At 54.4% G+C, this 20,214-nt stretch carries 18 protein-coding genes; 7 read left to right on the top strand and 11 right to left on the bottom strand.

What is annotated here, in order from left to right; translation table 11 throughout:
* The first annotated feature begins 388 nt into the window (after positions 1-388).
* The 3 genes from NHH03_RS07500 to NHH03_RS07510 are packed head-to-tail and all read left to right on the top strand — an operon-like array spanning position 389 to position 2,228.
* Positions 389-1,318 carry a MotA/TolQ/ExbB proton channel family protein gene (locus NHH03_RS07500; protein ID WP_390895533.1) on the top strand — a complete coding sequence of 310 codons (930 nt, stop codon included), beginning with the start codon at positions 389-391 and terminating at the stop codon, positions 1,316-1,318.
* Positions 1,315-1,752 carry an ExbD/TolR family protein gene (locus tag NHH03_RS07505; protein WP_253155147.1) on the top strand — a complete coding sequence of 146 codons (438 nt, stop codon included), beginning with the start codon at positions 1,315-1,317 and terminating at the stop codon, positions 1,750-1,752. The genes NHH03_RS07500 and NHH03_RS07505 overlap by 4 nt, the downstream gene beginning before the upstream one ends.
* Complete coding sequence (locus NHH03_RS07510; RefSeq protein WP_253155148.1) at positions 1,749-2,228, top strand: ExbD/TolR family protein; 480 nt, start codon at positions 1,749-1,751, stop codon at positions 2,226-2,228. Before NHH03_RS07505 ends, NHH03_RS07510 begins: the two co-directional genes overlap by 4 nt.
* Positions 2,229-2,336: 108 nt before the next feature.
* On the opposite strand, the gene NHH03_RS07515 is transcribed toward NHH03_RS07510, so the two are convergent.
* The 4 genes from NHH03_RS07515 to NHH03_RS07530 form a co-directional block, all read right to left on the bottom strand.
* The gene (locus NHH03_RS07515) at positions 2,337-4,625 is read right to left on the bottom strand and encodes a SulP family inorganic anion transporter (protein WP_253155149.1); all 2,289 of its coding nucleotides are present in this window, start codon (positions 4,623-4,625) and stop codon (positions 2,337-2,339) included.
* 176 nt (positions 4,626-4,801) lie between these two features.
* On the bottom strand, positions 4,802-5,092 hold the full coding sequence (locus NHH03_RS07520) for a hypothetical protein (RefSeq protein WP_253155150.1): 291 nt from the start codon (positions 5,090-5,092) through the stop codon (positions 4,802-4,804).
* 145 nt (positions 5,093-5,237) lie between these two features.
* Entirely contained in the window at positions 5,238-6,470 is a 1,233-nt protein-coding gene (gene msrB / locus NHH03_RS28495; protein WP_253155151.1) for a peptide-methionine (R)-S-oxide reductase MsrB, read from the bottom strand.
* 131 nt (positions 6,471-6,601) lie between these two features.
* Complete coding sequence (locus tag NHH03_RS07530; protein ID WP_253155152.1) at positions 6,602-6,820, bottom strand: acetyltransferase; 219 nt, start codon at positions 6,818-6,820, stop codon at positions 6,602-6,604.
* A gap of 348 nt (positions 6,821-7,168) precedes the next feature.
* On the opposite strand from NHH03_RS07530, the gene NHH03_RS07535 reads away from it, so the two are divergent.
* From NHH03_RS07535 to NHH03_RS07550, 4 genes are all read left to right on the top strand, one after another.
* A complete protein-coding gene (locus NHH03_RS07535) occupies positions 7,169-9,736 on the top strand; it encodes a right-handed parallel beta-helix repeat-containing protein (protein WP_253155153.1) in 2,568 nt (855 codons plus the stop codon).
* 238 nt (positions 9,737-9,974) lie between these two features.
* A complete protein-coding gene (locus NHH03_RS07540) occupies positions 9,975-11,249 on the top strand; it encodes a polysaccharide pyruvyl transferase family protein (RefSeq protein ID WP_253155154.1) in 1,275 nt (424 codons plus the stop codon).
* Positions 11,250-11,679: 430 nt separating this feature from the next.
* The gene (locus NHH03_RS07545; RefSeq protein ID WP_253155155.1) at positions 11,680-12,348 is read left to right on the top strand and encodes a DUF3179 domain-containing (seleno)protein; all 669 of its coding nucleotides are present in this window, start codon (positions 11,680-11,682) and stop codon (positions 12,346-12,348) included.
* Positions 12,349-12,494: 146 nt separating this feature from the next.
* Positions 12,495-13,142, top strand: a complete 648-nt coding sequence (locus NHH03_RS07550; protein WP_253155156.1) for a hypothetical protein — start codon at positions 12,495-12,497, stop codon at positions 13,140-13,142.
* Here the strand turns inward: NHH03_RS07550 and NHH03_RS07555 are convergent.
* The 7 genes from NHH03_RS07555 to NHH03_RS07580 are packed head-to-tail and all read right to left on the bottom strand — an operon-like array spanning position 13,114 to position 20,183.
* The gene (locus tag NHH03_RS07555) at positions 13,114-13,851 is read right to left on the bottom strand and encodes a cysteine hydrolase family protein (RefSeq protein WP_253155157.1); all 738 of its coding nucleotides are present in this window, start codon (positions 13,849-13,851) and stop codon (positions 13,114-13,116) included. The two genes, NHH03_RS07550 and NHH03_RS07555, sit on opposite strands and share 29 nt — an antisense overlap.
* A 34-nt stretch (positions 13,852-13,885) precedes the next feature.
* Positions 13,886-15,124, bottom strand: coding sequence for a Zn-dependent hydrolase (locus NHH03_RS07560; RefSeq protein ID WP_253155158.1), 1,239 nt, complete (start codon positions 15,122-15,124; stop codon positions 13,886-13,888).
* 8 nt (positions 15,125-15,132) lie between these two features.
* A complete protein-coding gene (asnB, locus tag NHH03_RS07565) occupies positions 15,133-17,052 on the bottom strand; it encodes an asparagine synthase (glutamine-hydrolyzing) (protein ID WP_253155159.1) in 1,920 nt (639 codons plus the stop codon).
* 20 nt (positions 17,053-17,072) lie between these two features.
* Positions 17,073-18,149, bottom strand: coding sequence for an aspartate/ornithine carbamoyltransferase family protein (locus NHH03_RS07570; RefSeq protein ID WP_253155160.1), 1,077 nt, complete (start codon positions 18,147-18,149; stop codon positions 17,073-17,075).
* 11 nt (positions 18,150-18,160) lie between these two features.
* Positions 18,161-18,286 (bottom strand): hypothetical protein, encoded by a 126-nt coding sequence (locus tag NHH03_RS27870; protein WP_261364140.1) that lies wholly within the window; start codon positions 18,284-18,286, stop codon positions 18,161-18,163.
* On the bottom strand, positions 18,286-19,776 hold the full coding sequence (locus NHH03_RS07575; RefSeq protein WP_253155161.1) for a sodium:solute symporter family transporter: 1,491 nt from the start codon (positions 19,774-19,776) through the stop codon (positions 18,286-18,288). Before NHH03_RS07575 ends, NHH03_RS27870 begins: the two co-directional genes overlap by 1 nt.
* A complete protein-coding gene (locus NHH03_RS07580) occupies positions 19,773-20,183 on the bottom strand; it encodes a hypothetical protein (RefSeq protein WP_253155162.1) in 411 nt (136 codons plus the stop codon). The genes NHH03_RS07575 and NHH03_RS07580 overlap by 4 nt, the downstream gene beginning before the upstream one ends.
* Between the last annotated feature and the right edge of the window lie 31 nt (positions 20,184-20,214).

The raw sequence follows: 20,214 nt of genomic DNA on the forward strand, positions 1-20,214 counted from the left end.
AAAACGTGAGGCGATTGTTCAGCCTCACCCTGTTGAGCCGTGAGCAAAGCTGCACAACCTCGGGGTGGGCGAGTGAATCGCAAAAGCGCTGGCTTCATAACGGACGCGTCGCGGTTGCGATCAAACGCAACTGCGAAACGCGCGCGTCGAGCTTGTATTTCCCAAAGTGCCTCTCGTATCTGTTTTGCCTGATCTGATGGTTAGGGCAATCGATCGGACCGGTTTCCCGGTCTTTCCGAGCAGTTGCTTTCAGCTTACTGAGCACGTCTGATAGACTATTCTGTTCTAATCAAACAGAGTCGCGATACGGGCTCGCTTTTCCGTCTCGTCGATGGCTCTCTCACTTAGACGTCCTGAGACTTCGTAAACCTTGATCTTCTCGTGGAGAATGTCGTTGATGACCAACGCGAATGGCCCACAGCAACTATTCGGGCTCCCCATCCGTTTCCAATTCATTCTCCAAGCCGTGCTCTTGGTGGCCGCCGCACTCTTCTGTCTGGCTGGCCCTGTTGGGTCGGTCGTGGCACAGAATGATGCCGCCGGAGAATTTGGCGATGTCGACGATCCGTTCGACGCCCCGGCCGATCCCCCCGCCGATGCGGGAGCCGAAGCACCGGCCGCCCCAGCCGGCGGCGCACCTGCCGCGGGTGGTGGTGGTGCTGAAAGCCCACCGGACTCGGATTCGCTGCTTAGCTGGGTCCTTAAATCGCTCGGCTACGGATACACGATTATCTTTCTGGTGCTTTCAGTGACTTTGGTGTCACTGTTTGTCATGAACATGTTGGCCGCCCGCCGCGATACCCTCTGCCCACAAGAATTGGTGGAGGGTTTTGAAGAAAAACTCAATGCCAAACAATTCCAGGAAGCCTATGACATGGCCCGGACCGACGAATCGGTGCTCGGCCAAGTCCTCTCCGCTGGCCTGGCAAAAATCTCACGAGGCTACAACAAAGCGCTCGAGGGCATGCAGGAAGTCGGCGAAGAGGAGAGCATGAAACTAGAGCATCGTCTTAGTTACATGGCGTTGATCGGTAACCTGAGTCCGATGATTGGTTTGTTTGGAACCGTTCAAGGGATGATCGCATCGTTCCGAGTGATCGCGACCAGTCCCAACACACCCAAGCCATCCGAGTTGGCCGAAGGGATTTCGACCGCGTTGTTCACGACCTTGGTCGGACTGGCCGTCGCTATTCCCGCCATCGCTGCCTACAACATTTTGCGCAACCGAGTCGCCCGCCTGCTGTTGGAAGTGGGCGTGCAGAGCGAGAATTTGATGAGCCGGTTTGAAGACATTCAGCCCGGAGGTGGCCCCCAGTGAGAGTCAAATCGAAGAAGCCGGATCTCGCCGAAGGCGACCTGACTCCGATGATCGATATGACATTCCAGTTGATCGCATTTTTTATGGTGCTGATCAACTTCTCGCAGACCGAAGCCAACGACCGAGTGGTTTTGCCCAGCAGCCAATTGGTCAAACCGCCCACTGCGCCGCTGGAATTCCCGATCATCCTGCATGTCGCCCAAGACGGTGAAATCATTTTGGGTGGCGATACCTACACGACCGAAACATTGACGACTGGTTTGCGTCGCGAGCTGGCGGTGTTGCGTGCCGAAAAGAAAAAGCCGGCGGATGCGAACATCATCATCCGTGGGCATCAGAACGTCGCGGCGGGTCAGATCCAGGAGATCATTCGAGTCGCTCAAGAGAATGAACTGGAGCGGTTTGCCTTGCGGGCGAAGGAGGATCTGTCGTGAAAATTCGACGCGAAGTGGAGCAAGAAAAGCACGAATTGAACATGACCAGCATGATCGACATCGTGTTTCTATTGCTGGTGTTCTTTGTCATGACCTTCAAAATCGTAGAGATGGAAGGCGACTTCAGCATCCGCATGCCGCTGGCTGGCAACGGCGGTCAGACGTCCGATGTCACCGATCTGCCATTGAAATTGCGGTTGCGATCCGACAACGACGGTAACCTGACGTCGATGTCGCTGAACGAAATCAATCTGGGCACCGATTTCACCAAACTGCGGGCCAACATCATTTCCTTGGTCGGCAGTGATGAACCGGCTGAAGGTGACGATGGCCCGGAAATCGAAATCGATACCGACTACAACGTTCGCTATGCCTACATTATCCAAGCGATCACGGCGGTAAGCGGTTACAAAGACGACACCAATCAAGTCGTCAAACTAATCGAACGAATTAAGTTCGCCAAACCACGCCGCTAACTTCCGGTCACCGCTGGCGCGGCGGATTGATCCGACCGGCCTGATAGCCGTACTGTGCTCGGTGTGTGGCCGGATGAATCCACCATACCCACGTTAGACGTCAAACGCCTACAACGTTTTTGTACCGTTTGGTTGAGCGTCCTGCTCCGTCTGCAAGAAATCGATTCGCCCCGATTTGACATCGTAGAGCGCTCCGACCACTTCGACACGGCCAGATTCAACCGCCTGGCGGATGATGTCGCTGCGAGAAATGATTTGCTGTGCCGTGTGAAGCACATTGTATTTGGCGACTTCATCGACCAGGTATTCGGCTTCCTCTGTGGGCAGCTGTTCAATGGACTGGACTCCCGTTCCCTCGATACTCGGCGCGATTTCATCAACGATCGCTTGCAGGTGCTGACATCCAGTCGCCGCCTGCGCATTTTGCCCGCCGGTCACCCACTTCACCGCCGCCGTCACTGCGCCACAGCGAGTGTGGCCGAGCACCACGACCAATTTTACACCAGCAACGCCGACCGCATATTCTAGCGAGCCCAGGGATTTTGTCCCGATCACGTTGCCGGCCACGCGAACACTAAAAATATCGCCGACTCCCAGGTCGAATACCAGTTCGGCCGGAACGCGCGAGTCAATGCAACTTAGGATTGCGGCCATGGGATTCTGGCCGGCCGCGGTCGCATTGACCTGGAGTGCGAGGTCGCGGTTCAGTCGATTGCCGCTGACAAATCGTTGATTTCCATCCTGAAGCATCTCGACGACTTCGCCGGCGGTGATTCGCTCCTGCAGTTCTCGCGTCGTGTAGCCAGCAAACTGAGTCGTGTCATCCACGTCGCAGGTCGATTCAAAACCGACCAGGTTCACTAAAACGTTTCGGGCGGGAGCCGTACTGGTCTTGAACTCTCGAATCAAACTCAACACATCCGGGTCAATGTAATCCGAATGAGACGCATCAATCACCAGTCTTGTCCCCGACGGGGCCTCGTCTAGAGTTCGTTCGATTGCGGCTCGATTCAAAAAGCTGACTTGATTGGCTAGCTCCACATGCGTGATGTCGCCCTCCACATGGCTTTCTACGATCTTGCGTATTGGGCGGCGCAGATTACTGTTCAAAATGAATAACACGGCGATTGCCAGACCAATCAAGATTCCGATCAACAGGTCCGTTACGACGATCGCGACCACTGTCACGATAAAAGGAATGAACTGATAGCGGCCCTCCTTCCACATTTGTCGGAACAGTTTTGGGCTTGCCAATTTGAACCCGGTCACCAACAGGATTGCCGCCAATGCCGAAAGCGGGATCATATTCATGTACTTTGGCAGAATCGCCACGCTTGTGAGCAACAACACGCCGTGGAAAATGGCAGACAGTTTTGTTTTGGCACCGGCGTTCACGTTGACGCTGCCGCGAACAATCACCGATGTCACCGGCAACCCACCAATCAATCCACAAACCACGTTTCCACAACCCTGTGCAATCAACTCGCGACTGGGAGGCGAATTGCGTTTGGAGGAGTCGATCTTGTCCACAGCTTCCAAGTTCAAAAGGGTTTCCAGCGACGCCACGACGGCAATCGTGATCGCGCCGATGTAGATCGCTGGACGTGTAAACTGAGTGAAATCGGGAAGTTTCAAAAATCCGATGAACTCCGATGCGCTGGCCGGGATCGGGATCTGAACCAAGTGCGTGGTGCCGATCGCCCATCCCTGGCCCCAGGTTTCAAACCAAACCGCCAAAGCAACACCCATCAAGACGACCAACAACGGGGCCGGAACGAGCGATTTTTTCAATCGAGGGATTCGATCCCACAGCACTAAGAACGCGACCGACAGCAATCCGATCACCATCGCCCCGACATGAATATCTCCCGTGATGATGGTCCACAATTCCGAAAACGTGTTCAGGTCGTCAGGCTGCTGAAACGACATTTCGCCTTCCGGATCGGTGTCATGTCCGAACACGTGGGGAATCTGTTTCAAAATCAGAATCACCCCGATCGCGACCAATAACCCTTTGATCACACTCGAGGGAAAGAACGCCGACAGCGCACCACCCTTGGCGATGCCAAATCCGATCTGAATCAGCCCCGCAATCAAGACGGCCAACAAGAACGCGTCGAACGATCCTAGCGTGGCGATTTGAGCGGCCACAATTGCCGTCAATCCCGCCGCCGGTCCACTGACACTGGTGTGCGAACCACTGACAACCCCGACGACAAGACCGCCCACAATGCCAGCCAAAAGTCCAGAAAAAAGATTCGCGCCAGACGCAAGTGCGATCCCCAGGCACAGCGGCACTGCGACTAGAAAGACAACCAATCCGGCGACTAAGTCATTGACAATAGAAGCGGGATTGAACAATGAAACCGGTGTTGGATTTGAGTTTTGATTCGACATCAGCGCTTATCCTGAACAATGCAGGTGGAGGATCGGGAACGAAGGGACCAAAGAAGCAGCCGAGACCTGCAAAACGTGACTTCCGCCAACCGTCAGCGCAGCAGCACTTTCGGAAGAAGTCCAATCAGCTTGTGAGTCCGGATTCTGGCCGGGGAGCCACAGAAAAGCGAAATTCGCTAACACCGAAGCGGAGCAAGATTTCCGTTGGCTAGACGATGCCCGACAATCACGCGCGGAGAGATTCTGATACGAATCGAGGATTTCACCGCGGCGAAGTGCGCTGCGAAATACGGCGACTCTTCCGGCGAGCGTCGTATGCGTTCGCGGCGTTGTGACGAGCAGGGGACCCGTTCTTCGAGCTCTTCCGCTTGGGACTGGTTTTCACTGCCCGGCGAGATGCGGGAGAGGGTTGTCGTGATGCCCAAGCTAGGCAGCGCGAACAACACCAGCATAAAAAAAGACATCATCCAATGCGGCTCGGAACGTCGATTTCGAGTTGGCATTGAAGTGAGATTCCAACATCAGATGTTGCGGTGGCTGGTAGACAAGAGTGCCAAAGGAAATTGTAGAGTCTCCCCACCCTGTGGCAAGATGGATTGCGTATACCGTTGTTCAATCGATCGACGGCAGGAAATCGGCATAGCCTCGACCTTCCATCTCGGCCCGGGGGATGAATTCGAGCGCCGCGGAATTCATGCAATAGCGTTTTCCACCTCGTGCCGGCGGGCCATCCTCAAAGACATGGCCTAGGTGTGAGTCAGCGAATTTTGATCGAACTTCGGTCCGTGTCGAAAACAGTCCTCGATCCAGTCGCAGTTCAAGAAACTGGTTGTCGATCGGTTTCACAAACGAGGGCCAGCCCGTGCCTGATTTGTATTTGTCGGCCGATAAAAACAGTGGCTCGCCTGACAGAATATCCACGTAGATCCCTGCGGATGTGTTGTCCCAATAACGGTTCTTGAACGCGGGCTCGGTACCGTCTTGCTGTGTCACTTGATATTGGATCTCGCTCAACTTGCGTTTCAATTCCGGTGTCGAGGGCTTGGAGAAATGCTGCCAGGGGTGCGAGCTTTCGATCGCGCGCGCGGCTCTGGAAGCAGTGGGTTTTTCGGCAGGTGTTGATTCCGGAACCGACCCCGGCAATTCCAGCGTTCCGGCCCTCTTGCCCCAGTGTTTTTTGATGAACGCGTCGCGTCCCGATTGATAGCGGTAGTAGTCATACTTCACCAGACTCTTGGTGTGATAATTCTGATGGTATTCCTCAGCCGGCCAGAATTTTTCCACCGGGAGAACTTTCAATGACAACGGGTCCGCAAACACCTGTTCCTCGTCAACCGCCGTGATCACACGCTGGGCGTCACGCTTCTGTTGATCATTTTCATAATAAACAACAGGCGCGTATTGTGGTCCGCGATCTTTGAACGAACCGTTGCCATCGGTTGGGTCACTGTGCTTGATCAACCATTCGACCAAACCCGCGTACGTGACTCGCGTCGGGTCATAGGTCACTTTGACAACTTCGACGTGCCCGCCGTCGGCGTAATTGTCGTAGTTCGGATCTTCAGTTGACCCGCCGCTGTAACCAGAAACAACGTTGGTGACGCCAGGCAATTTGTCAAAATCCGCTTCGACGCACCAAAAACACCCACCAGCCAAAATCGCGTGCTTCGGCCCAGGGGATGATTCGTCGGATGATTCGTCGCTAGCGGTTGAAACGACCGTTGTCGCGGGTAAATCAGCAGTCGGTCGATCTGGCTGCTGGCCGTTTGGAGAATCACATCCAGTCAATCCAATTGCCAAAGATGCGAGTACGACCACCACAGCGGCGTCGAGTGAATTCAACATGGGGACTCTCCCGTTAGGATTCTAGCGGCGTTTCAAAACTAAGTCCGCGACAATCGACCTTTCCTAAGGATGTCGATCCAGTTCCATGTTCCGCCGCCTTGCTGGCGATCCTTCGCCGGTACCGCTGCATTTCATCCTGTTTTCGTGACGGTCAATTGATAGGCCTTGTCTTTCCACGCCCGCGGCAACGCTTCACCAGACGGAAACGACAGATCTGATTTGCAATACGGTTCGCTCTCCTGTTCTTCCTCACCCGCTTGCCGTCGTCCGCTGACAGTCTCCGTCATTGGACTACAGAGTTGTTCAATGTCGTCGACTCGGATCAAGTCGCCGGTCGAGATTTCTTTCATAAACATCGTTTTGGTTCCGCAAGAGAGGGTTCGAGTGATTCAAGGCGTTCGGAAGCGCATTCAAAATTGATCGCTGCAATTGGTATTCCAAAGTTCAAAGTTGGCTGGGAGAGTGTGTCGAGTGTGGTCAATCCGCTGCCAACCTGATCGCAAATCTTTCTAAGCGATCCACCCAGTAAGACGTTTTGCATCGGCTAACAACACTGGCGCCGACTTGATTATGATTGCCGATCCCTCCGCTTTCCGATCCCGCCTCAAATTCTTCCCGCCGCTGCAATGTCGTTTGCCCAGCTTTCGCTGATCCCAGCATCTCGCCAAAATCGACTCCAAACCAACGGCATTCCAGTGATGCTGAAATCCCTGATTTGGCTGACCATGATCTGTGGGCTGGAATCGGTGGTGGCCGCGGAGTCAGCGGAAACCGTTTTGCATGTTTCACCACAGGGGCCTTTGCGATCGATCAGTGATGCTCGTGATGAAATTCGGCGTCTGAGATCCGATTCGCCCGAAACCCGGTTTCGTGTTCTGATTGCATCGGGCCGATACCCGATTGATCACCCAATTGAATTTGGACCGCAGGACGGACAGGTGATCTATCAAGCGGCCGAAGGGGCGGCGCCGGTCGTCAGCGCAGGCCAATTGATCACCGGGTCCTGGACAGTGGATGACGTGGGCATCTGGGGCACTCAAGTCGATCCCAGCTGGAAATTTGACTCGCTATGGATCGATGGGCGACGCGGCATCCGCGCCCGAGAGCCAGATCGATTTTTTCACTATATGTTGCGTGTAAAAGAGGTCTTGATCGACAACGCCACACGCGCACGGCAAACCATTTCCGTCCGTCCCGAAGACATCGCGCAGCTAGGCGAACTGGATGAAAGCCAGCTGAAACAAGTTCAGCTACTGGCGTTTCATAATTGGGACACGACGCGTCGATTTCTCGATCAGGCGGATGTTGAATCCGGGCAATTGATCACCACCGGCCAAGGCATGAAGACTTGGAATCCGTTGACGTTAAACAGCGGCTACCGGATAGAGAACTTTCGCGCGGCGATCGATGAACCGGGCGAATGGTATCTGGATCCGACAGGTCGATTGAGCTATCTGCCACGTCCAGGGCAGGTCATCAATCAAGTCCAGTTCGTTGCGCCTCGCAGCGAGAAGCTGTTGTTGATCCAAGGTGACTTCGATGGCAACAAGCCTGTGCAGAACTTGCAGTTTCAGGGATTGCGATTCGAGCATGCCGGAATCATTACACCGCCTCAGGGATTTGAGCCCTCTCAAGCGGCGTCGCCGATTGAAGCGGCTGTACAAATTGACGGCGGACATGAAGTCATTTTTTCAGATTGTGAAATCGGTCACGTCGATGGCTACGGGATCTGGTTTCGTGAAGGCTGTCGCGACGGTCGTGTGGAGCGCTGTTTAATCCATGATTTGGGAGCGGGCGGAGTTCGAATCGGCGAAACAAGAATCGCAGCGGAAGATTTTCGCCGCACGCACCGGATCGTTGTCGACAATAACATCGTCACCCGTGGTGGTCGTGTTTTTCCATGTGCCGTTGGTATTTGGATCGGTCACAGCGGACACAACCAAGTCACCCACAACGAAATCGCCGATCTGTTCTACACCGGGATTTCTGTTGGCTGGCGTTGGGGATATGGTCCCAGTTTGGCGGTTTCCAATCGCATCGAATACAACCACATTCATCACATCGGCCAAGGGCAGTTGAGTGATATGGGTGGGATTTACACGCTCGGTCCGTCCCCGGGAACGGTCGTCAATGGCAATCGAATTCATGACATTGAATCTTGGGGCTACGGCGGCTGGGGGCTGTACAACGACGAAGGAAGTTCGGACATCGTGATGGAGAATAACTTGGTGTACCGCACCAAGTCGGGCGGATATCACCAGCATTACGGGCGAAACAACCTGATTCAAAACAACCTGTTTGCCCTCGGACGCGAGTACCAGGTCCGTCGCAGTCGGATTGAGCCACACCTGTCGTTTACCTACCAACAAAACATCGTCTATTGGAATTCAACGCAGCTATTCAATGGGCACTGGGGTGACGATGGAGTGATCGTTCGCCGCAATTTGTATTGGCGTCCGGACGGGAACGTTGACCTTCAACAGGGGGACACAAGTAACCAGTCGATCATCGCCGATCCGCTATTCGTTGATCCCGAACAGGATGATTTTCGATTTCAAAATTTGAGCGCAGCCAAACAAATTGGGTTCCAAGCATTCGACACAACTGCGGCCGGTGTGTACGGGAACATCGATTGGATTGACAAAGCCCGTTCATTGCCGATGCCGATAATGGAAACCGCGCCGGAACCACCACCACTAGCATTTGCCGAGGATTTCGAGACGGGGCAGTTTCCCGTCGGCAGCTCGGTTGCGGTTGATCCAGAACGTGGTGGTATCGAAGTGGTCGAGAATCTAAATTCTCCCAGCGGCACAAAGGTGTTGAAGTTCACCGACACGCCCGGCCAAGCACAGCGGTACTATCCGATGCTGACACTTGCGCCGGTCCATCAGGAGGGCATCACAAGTTGCAGCTTTGCAATACGACTTGGACCTGACGCGGTTTTCCAACATGAATGGAGAGATGCAAACAATCCCTATCGCATCGGACCCAGTTTGTGGTTTGAACAGGGACAGCTAAGAACGCCAGGGAAATTCCTGATGCAGGTGCCGGTTGATCAATGGTTCAATGTTCAAATCACTGCCGGTCTCGGTGCAAAGGCTGGAAAATATGATGTCGCAGTCAAATTGGTTGGGCAAGACATCGTGTCGTTCAACGAATTGCCGATCGAGAATCCCGATTGGGAATCATTGGACTGGATCGGATTTGTCAGCCAAGCCGACGCCGATGCCGTGGTCTTGATTGACGACGTTCGACTGGAGCATTGAACACAGATCAAACCCTGGCTTTGAAGTTGCGTTTTTGTGCGAGGCATTGGTTTTTGGTAACCCGAAGCGTGAGCGAGGGATCCCGCTAAGACCCTAAATCCCTCGCTGACGCCCTGAGAGCCCGACCCTCCTTTGCAAGGAGGGTGAAATCTGTCAACCACTAGATCGACGTCCCCAAAGGTCAGCTACAGTGCTGGTCCGATTTTCGATTTCATAGCGCAAACCACAGAACTGAACCATGCCACTGAACCGACGTCAATGTCTTGCCCAAACAGGAATCGCCGCCCTGTCGGCTTCCCAGCTGCTGGCCAACCTGCCGCAGAACACGCGTCGAATTTTGCTGCGTTCATCGTGGCAAACTGTCAACATCGGTGACATCGCACACACGCCCGGGATCTTACGGATTTTGGAAACCTATCTGCCCGACGTCGAAATCTACCTGTATCCCAGCAATCTGGACAACGGAGTCGACTCGCTGTTGTTGTCCCGATTTCCGAAACTGAAGATTGCCAAGAAAGGATCCAAGCTGTTGGACGAGGCATTTGAGACCTGCGATTTTCTGTTGCACGGTTCTGGCGCTTCGTTGGTTGCCGAGCGACAGGTCGTCCAGTGGCGTGAGCAGACCGGGAAACCCTATGGGATCTATGGAATCACTCTGCCGGAAAAAAGATCGTCATCCACCACGGCCACGCCGGAGGATGTGATGGCGAAGACGGTGCAGGTGTTGAGTGGCGCCAAATTTGTATTCTTCCGTGATTCAAAGTCACTTGAGCTGGCGAAAAAGCTGGGCGTCGACAGTCCCGTGATGGAATTCGGACCGGACGCAGCGTTCGCCTGTGACCTGCGGGATGACGCCAAAGCGGACGCCTTTTTAAAGCAGCACCAACTCGAAACCGGCAAATTCTTGTGCTGTATCCCGCGACTGCGTTACACGCCTTATTGGACGATCAAAGAGAATGCGGCGTTTGATCCCGAAAAGAATCGTCGCAATGAACAGATGAAGGAACACGATCATGCGCCGCTGCGTCAGGCGATCATTGATGTGGTGAAACACACCGATTTAAAGGTACTGGTTTGTCCCGAAGATCGAACGCAAATGAAAGTCGGTAAAGAGATGATCTACGACAAACTGCCGAGCAACCTATTAGAACGGGTCGTTTGGAAGCCGAATTACTGGTTGACTGGTGAAGCGGTCAGCACGTTCGTCCGTAGTGCAGGTTTGTTCGGGAACGAAATGCACTCGCCGATCATGTGTATCGGTCATGGGATACCGGCCATTGTTTGTCGGTTCGCAGAACAGACCACTAAAGGTTTCATGTGGGACGATATCGGTCTCGGTGAGTGGCTGTTCGATTTAGACGACGAATCGAGTGTCCAGCGAATTGCGCCAACGGTTTTAGCCATGGCGACCGATCCGCAAGGTGCCAAAGCCAAAGCGGAACAGGCGCGTCGATTTGTCGTGCAACGTCAACGCGAAACCATGGATCAACTGAAATCGGATTTGGGTGATTGAGGGATTCATGACCAGCGCGTTTTGAAGCCAGCGTTTTTCATCATAACCCGACGCGTGAGTGAGGGATTTTGGGTGTTAACGGGGGCCCTCGCTGACGCTTCGGGTTACCAAAAACCAGTGCCCCACGCAAAGGCGCTGGCTTCAAATCTCACGCGTCGGATTGCCATGAAAACGCAACTTTCAACTTTTCACTCTGCTGCTGGGAGAATGGCTCGCAGATTCGAAATTTTAATACGAGCGAACGGGGCATGAAATTTCCTGTTTTTCCGTAGAGCGTTCGGAAATTCTCGCTCCTCCCCCCCAATTCACCAAGCCTGTACCAATTTGTAGTCAGCGCACTTTTTTACGTCACCAACGGCGCTGCGGTGGGGTTAAGAACACAGTGCAGGCATGTTCAAGTAACGAGATGATTCCCAAAAAACTTTTATCTATGGATTCTGACCGAGCTAGCAGTCAATTTTTGCGGTCGATTGTGATTGCCGGTGGTGCCGCGATTGTGGCTTGTGGATCGTTTTCCGTTTGGAATGCCGGTTGGATTGATTGGACACCGCAATCCGTGCAATTGCGTGTCAAACCGTCGACAGCGGCAGAGATCGCTGCCGAGAGAGCGGACATTGCGCGGATCAAGCAGTTGAAGGTTGCCAATGCAAATCACAAAGCATTGCAAATGGTCGCGGAATTTTCTGGCGTCCAGAATCCGCAACTGATTGATGCAAACAAAGCTGATTTGGACGATGCCACTGCTGTCATCGGGATTAGCAGCGGGGAATTGGATTGTGCCTTTGTTTTGAAAGACATGACCAGTCCCAAGACACACATTTTAAATCTGGTGATGGGCGGTCAGCCCGTCTCAGTGACGTATTGCAATTTGGTCGATTGTGTGCGAGTCGTGACCGAGGACTCCGATGACGCAATCCCTTTGAACGTAGGCGGGCTGGATGTCGATGATCAACTGGTTTTTGAGCTTCGCGGGACACACTATGGCCAATCTTCTGAAACCCTGCCGTTAGACGATCTGCCGTTCACGCGCACGCGTTGGGGCGCGTGGAAACGGGAGCATCCAAGCACCAAAGTTTGGATGCAACCCACGAAAACATAATGCACCCTTTCCCTGAGTGCAGTCTCGACGCGTCGAATCTCGATTGAGGCGCAGTGTCGATTGGGACGCAGTGTCGATTGAGGCGCAGTGTCAATCAGATGCAGTGTCGATGGGGCATAGTAGCGACCGATAAAGGAGTGGAACGTATGAAATTGTCTGTTGCTGCCAATCTATTGTTCGTTGTGCTCTGCAGCTTTCGGCTCGCTCAGGCCACCGAACCCTTTGCCGGCGAGGAATTGAAACAGATCGATTTCCAAGGCCACTCATGGGTCGGACGTGATGTGGCTGCTTTGGAGAAAACAAGTTATTTAGGTGATGACGCCCTGCGGATGACGTCAGCCTCGATGACCTCGTTTGCATACGTCGACGAGTTGGATTTTCGATCTGGAAGCGTCGAAATGGACCTGGCATCCGTGGGACGTTCTGTCGCGTCAATTGGCTTTTTTGGCAGTGCCGACGGGAAACAGTTTGATCGATTGATCATCAACCGATTGAGACGTTTCGATGAAAACGGATCCCACCGGCTGCGTCAGGCGGTGGTGACAATGAACAAAGAAATCTCCATCGTTTTGAATGTCTATGCAACACGCAATCAAGATGGCGATGAAGGCGATCTACAGAACTGGATTCATGTGCGATTGGAACTGAATCAGAACCGATTGAAGGTGTTTATCGACGATGATGACACGCCCGCGTTCGAAACCGGAGGCGTATTTGACCAGGCGCGCAGCGGTCGAATTGGTATTTGTGGGTCACCGTGCCTGATCAAGAACTTTCGTGCGATGCCACATTGATCAGCGGAGCAACCAAGCGCGCAACATCTTCGAACTTCAGAATGCGTGCGTAACGATCTCGCAGCGTGGACAATGACGCTTCGTGTAATTCGGGCGTCACCGTTGCGCAGCAATCCTCGATGACGGTCACCAGGTATCCCAGGTCACAGGCGTCGCGGACGGTGGTTTCGACGCATTCATTCGTGTAGACACCGACCACAAACAACGACTCAATCCCCATGTTCTTCAGAACGTAGTGAATGTTGGTCGATGAAAATACGCCGCTCGCGGTTTTGTTGATCACGATTTCGTCGCGCCCTTTGTCCGGCGCAATGATTTCCAGGAAATCGGCTTCGCGGGAACCCGGTGCAGCCAACAATCCCAGTCGCCGGTGACCTTTGCTGCGGTCGCGTCCGTCTCGGGTCAACGCTTGAATGCGTGTGTGAATGACTTCGATTTGATGGGTCCGAAAGATGTCTTGCAATGCACGAACGTTGGGCAACACCAATCGCTCCAAGCGATCGAAATAGTATTCCTGGGCCTCCAATGGAACGCCGCTGTTCTCTGCGTCTTTGAAGACGCCATGGCCGCGTGATGCGTCCAAGTACTGCAAGTCGATGCACAATAGGGCCGCGTGGCCTTCGAGTAGGAACTCGCGATGTGCCGGATTTTCGACGAACGATTCGTGATAGACTTCCTTTAACGGATCAACATGCTCGGAAGGTGTCATGCGCTGCTGCTAAGTGGTGTGTTGGCGGTTGGCGTTATTCAGATGCCATCTCAATCAATGTCTGTAACATTAGGTTAGCACCGGCACCGATGTCCGACCATGCGGTCCATTCGGCGGGGGAGTGGCTTTGCCCATTCTTACTGGGGACAAAAATCATTCCAACCGGAACCATGCCGCCCATGATCTGGGCGTCATGCGCTGCACCGCTGGGCATGCGTAGGTGATCCAGTCCCAGGCGACCCGCTTGGCGTAGCAATCGATCGACGATCTCCTGATGGCATGCCACCGGTGTCAGATGACTCTTTTGTTCGAACTCGAACATTAAATTGCGGCGTCGGGCGATTGCCGACAATGCCTTGCGCATCGCCACGCCCAATTCATCTAAAATTGTGTCACTGGTGTCTCGAACATCGAGCGAAAATTCCACCAAACCAGGAACGGTGTTGGTCGCACCGGGAGTGATCTGCGCCTTGCCGATGGTCGCTCGACTGCGGTCGCTGCCATTTTCTTCCAGGATGCGCGGCAACTCGTGAGCAAAATCGGCCAATCCCATGAAGGCATCGTAGCGCATGTCCATCGGGGTCGTACCGGCATGGTTTGCTTCGCCGCGCAACGTGATCGCCCACGTGAACAAACCGGTGATCTCATCAACAATGCCGACCGTCTTTTTGGTCCGTTCCAAAACGGGGCCTTGTTCAATGTGTAGCTCTAGATAGCTGGCAATGGAGTCGGGATCGCGAGCCGCATCCAGAGCAGCCATCGGTTCACAACCGTGTCGTAGCAATTCATCGTGCAGTGTCACGCCGCTCAGATCACTCATCGTTGCCAACATCTGCGGATTGATCTGACCGCACAGTGACTGGGAACCGAACATTCCGCCAAAGCGTCCTTCTTCATCGCTGAATGCGATCAGTTCCACCGTCCGCAGTGGCTGGACGCCGCTGGCTTTCATACAGCGTAAGCATTCCAAGGCGACCACCACGCCCAATGTTCCGTCCAATGCACCGGCGCAGGGAACGGTGTCGATGTGTGAACCGACCAAAACGCGAGGCAGATCGGTTGTACCATGCAAGATTCCGGAAACGTTTAACGCACCGTCGCGATTTGATTCCAGGCCGGCCGCTTCGATTTGCTCGGTCAACCAACGCTTTCCCTGCATGTCGGCATCGGTAAATGCCATTCGGTAGATCCCGCGATCATCGGAATTTCGTCCGATCTCCGCCAGCGCAAGGATGTTGGCTTTGATTCGTTCTAAGTCGACCTGTAATTCCATGTTGATCCCTAATCCACAGCCGGCAGTGGTAAACCCTCGACGTATTGTCCGTGCAGCATATGGATCTGCAGCGCATGATTCATGACGATGTCGTTTCGACGTGAAATCGTACCATCGGTCTCCTGCCAAGCCTGGTCGATGAAACTGCCAAACTTCGTTGAATCAAGGATGCCGACCGTCGACATTCGGTCGGCGGTCAACCAGTGATCCATCATTTCCTGAATCGCGTTGCGTTTAACCGGATCGGTGTGGGCCGGAGGCGCCATAAAGGCAAACTTTTTGCGCTCATACAGTTCTTTTGGCAACACGTTGACCATCGCCTCACGCAGCACCCACTTTTCAACGCCGTCGCGAATGCGAACTTCTGGTGGAATGGTCACGGCGTACTCAGCAACATGGTGATCCAAAAACGCCGGGCGGGCTTCCATGCTGTTGGCCATGTCCATGCGGTCGCCGCCCCAGGTCAGGATCTGTCCCTCCAGCATGGTCTTGCACCAGCTGTACTGGGAAATATCCAACCGATGTCTGCCGCGGACTTGGGCGGGATCAATTGCACGCGCGACTTCGCCGACCGGATCATAGTCGTTCAACAGATCTCGCATCTGATCGGTCAACAAGGGTTTGACGCGCTGGAGCGTCATCATCCAGGGCTGGATCCATGAGGGCGTGAACCCACACAAATCCTGCCAATCCGGGTGCTGGAGATCTTTTTCCGCCAATAGGGCGCCGGCAAAGATGCTTTCCTCGTCATCGCGCCCTAGCCAGTCCTGTTTGAAAAACGGATAGCCGCCGAACAATTCATCGGACCCTTCACCGGTGATCACCGCTTTGTAGTTACATGCCCGTACCCGGCGACTCATGTGCCATTTGGCAACCGCCAGCGTGTTGTAGAACGTCCGCTCGGCGTGCCAGGTGGCGCGTTCGAATGCCGGACCATACAATTCTTTTTCGGTCAGCAACAGCAATTCCTGTTCGGCTCCGGTACGCTCGGCCATCAGTTTGGCGATATGCGATTCGTCATAGGCTGCGTTGTCAAACGCGATCGTGAATGCTTTGATCGGCGATTGTTGCAGCGTGGTTGCCAGTCCCAGAATCGAACAGCTGTCGATGCCGCCGGAAAGATAACAACCCACTGGAACGTCGGCTTCCAACCGCATTGCGACGGCATCGATCAATCGGTCCTGAACGCCTTGAACGTATTCAGCCGGATCCGGGTTGGGGTCATGCGACTGTGGGAATTCTAAATCCCACCAGCGCTGTGTGGTTGTTTCCAAGCGGCCGTCGCGCTGCTGGACGATCAACATATGACCGGGCATCAAAGCGTTGACGCCTTCAAACGCTGTCGTACCCGGTACCATGACTTGCATCATTTGGTGGATTGCAGCTTTCGGGCACAACTTTGGGGTGACGTCGGGGTGTTGCAGGATCGATTTGACCTCTGACCCCCAGACGATTCCTCCGGAGTTCACGCTGTAGTACAGCGGTTTGACGCCGAAGCGGTCGCGGATCAGGATCAATCGCTTCTCGCGATGGTCGTACAAGACAATGGCAAACTCGCCTCGCAATTGATCGACGAACTGCAGCCCGTGTTTCAAGTACAACGGCAATGTGATCGCGCTATCGCTTTTGCCGTTGCACAGCAGTGACTCACATGCCAATTGCGTTCGGACGCGTTTGTAACCGTACAGTTCGCCGTTCACCGTGACCGCATAATCTCCGTCATCTGTCTCGATCGGCTGATGACCGTGGCTGAGTCCGATGATCGAAAGACGTGTGTGACCGAGCGCCAGGCCTTGATCGACGAACAACCGACTGCCGCGATCATCGGGACCGCGGTGGTCCAGAACATCGAGCATTTGGTCCAGGGTGAACCGCAGTTCTCGTTCGTTGGTTCGTGATGGATTCCAGAATCCAGTGATTCCGCACATGGGTGTTTCGCAATTGGAGTTTAAAGATCTTTGATTCGGTCTAACCGCTGAAGCACGGATACCAAGACGGCTTGTCGGATGAAGACAGCACCGGCGGCTTGAGCGAAATACAGGTTGTGCTGGGTTTCGTCCAAGTCTTCCGAGAGTTCATCGTTACGCGCAAGCGGATGTAACACGACCGCCTCGGGTTTCATCCCGCTGGCCATTTCCAATTTGTAACGGCCATCCAAATTGCGATAGCTGTCGCCCAAGAACGCGATCGAGTTGACGTACACGACATCTAGTTGTGAAATCACATCTTGAACATCATTGGTGATCTCAATCGGAATCGGCGACTCCTCCATCGGCCCGGTCAGGTCCAATCCGACCGGATCGGCCATCTCAGAAACCAACGTGATTTTGGAAACCGCCCCGGTGAACATCAGCGACAAGCGAAAGAAACTTTTGACCGCCCGCATCGATCCCGGTGTTCCGATGATGCCCAAGTGGATGCGACGATCCGGTGGGCAATCGGGGCTACACAGTTCCGGGCGCCATTTCAATAACGCATACCAATCGATCAACGCCTGGGTCGGATGATGTCCGCTGCCGTTACCGGCGTTGATCAATGGGCGTTGCAGATTCTTTTGAATCTCGTCTAAACAATTGGTGTCAGGATGCCGCATGATCACGACATCCCCATAGGTGTTGAACATCTCGCCGATGTCGGCCAGCGTTTCGCCCTTGGCAATCCCCGTGACCTGGCCGTCCGGCACCGAAAGGACTTTTCCATCCAATCGCATCATCGCGCTTTCGAATGACAGTCGCGTTCGTGTACTGGCTTCGAAAAAGGCCGTGATGGCGATCTTTCCGTCCAAGGGTTTGTCGAATTCGACCACACGTGTCTCAAGCCGCGCCGCAAACTGGGCGATGGCGACCACCGTTCGCCGATCAAACTGGCGGGGGTGCAGGATCGATTGACCGGCCAAAGCCTCCAATGCTTCGCGATCAAGTTTTCCATCGGTGAAATCGATTAACCGTTGCGGGTCGAGCCGCCGGCCTTTCGAATTCGTCGCGTTTTCGGTCAGTGCGACGGCGACCTGTTGTGCATTTTTCATTGAAAAAAGGATTACCAGACTTGCTTTGACCGTTTGTCGACGATCAAAAACACGATCAGCGCCACCGCTCCCGCACCACAAAGCGCGAGACCACCGATCACCAGGAACTGAACCAGCCAGACAGGAAAGATTAACATCAAGACATTCCTGTGTTGGATTCGTCGAGTGATCCGATTCGGTCACTCGGCTCGGATAGCAGGCTAAAATCAAATTGATTGGGCGACGCCAATGTCACCACCGCAAATACAATGCCGGAAACTGCGGCTCCCACCAGCGATGCTACAAACCAGCCGATGGCAAAATAGGCAACCAATCCCAGCGCACTGCCGATGATCATTGCCGATCCGGCGGCAACCGGGCCGGGTGTTTTTAGATACAAGCCACCCACAATCGGCCAAATACAACTGCCCACCAGCGGCCCTGCAAAAAATAGCACCGTGGCCAACGTACCGATGTTGGGCCAAGCCACCGCCCACGCCACGCCGCCCAGTGCGATGATGCAGTACATCGATAGCTTGCGTTTGTCTTGATCCGACAGCGGACGCCGTACTGATCGCTCGACCACATCGTTGACCAATAAGTCCGACGTCGCAGCAAGCAGGCTGTCGATGCTGGACGCTAGCGAACAAAACACCACGACAAAGACCAGCAGCGCGCCGCCGGTGCCCAGTAAAGTTGCTGCGACCAGTGGCCCGGCGGTGTCCGGTTGGCTGATGCCGATGCCCAGTGCGGGTGCAGCCAAGCCTAAAAAACCAGCCACAATCGGAACCGGCAACCAGAGCAATCCGCCCAGGGCGTACGCTTTGGGCCCGACCCCCTCGCGCATCGCAAACGCGCGACTCCACCACACATTACTGTGAAAAATCTCGCCAAATCCGAACAGCATGTTATTGAACAATGCCATCAATGCCGCGGGGAACAAGACCGACAGCAACATCGGGCGTTCGGTTTCCAATCGGTGGTGCACCTCGGCGATGTCCACGTGCAACAACACCGCGATCGCAACCACCACCAATCCGATCAAGATGATGATGCTTTGGATGAAGTCGGTTCCAATCACGGCATACATGCCACCGAACAGCGTGTAGAGAACGCAGACGCCAACGACCACCGACATGCCGACTTCGTAGGGAATTCCAGACAACACGTTCAGCAGTTTACCGCCGGCCATCGCCATCGAGATCAACCAGGTCATCGCGTAGAACAGCGAAATCAATAGAAACGGGATCGATCCGATCCGGCCGTAGCGGCGGCGAACAAATTCCACCGCGGTGTACCCCTTGGGCATCAACTGGCGGATCCGTCCGCTCATCGGCGCAAACGCAAACAATCCGAAACTGGCAGTTGAATAGGCCAGCGCACCCCAGATCCCTAGCTGCAAGGCAAACTGCGGGGCCAGCATGGTGGTGTTGGATGTGATCCAAGTTGCGACCGCAGTCGCGGTTGCCAGTGCCAGTCCGACGTTGCGACCGGCAACAGCGAATCCGTCATAGGATTGCGCGCGACGGCCCCACCAAATTCCCAGTGCGATCCAGAGCACGCTGAAAATAGCCAGCATCAGGTAGCCCGCGGTGGGGCTAAGGATGGTGCCTTGTGCCAACAGGGGCGACACTTCACACGTGTTCATGCGTCGTTTTCTCCACGGGCCATGACAGCACCTTTGGCGATCAACGCCATGATGGCCAAGAAAACGACCAGGCCGCACCCGGCCAGCGCCAAAGCGAATCGCAACGACCAGTGTTTGACATGCACGGTCGCGGGATTCAAGGTGGACGCGATCACCTGGCCAGCGTCATCGATGGCATCGACGGAGAAAAGATACGTGCCATCGGCCAGTCCCGAAACAAAGGCTTCCGGTAGCGGGCCACGGTACTGCGTCACACCCCGGTCACTGTGTATCTGGTCACTGTATATCTGGTCACTGTGTAACCGATACTCAACGGCGGTTGGCACGTCATTCCAGCGAAGCGTTAAATAGCCTTCCTGGATGTTGTCGAATTCGGATTGCTCGAATTGGACCCCAGACTGATTCACAGACTGCAAGTCAGTCTGTGAATCGGCAGCG

Origin of the sequence: Stieleria tagensis, from assembly GCF_024129865.1 — a bacterium.
Taxonomy (GTDB): Bacteria; Planctomycetota; Planctomycetia; order Pirellulales; family Pirellulaceae; genus Stieleria; species Stieleria tagensis.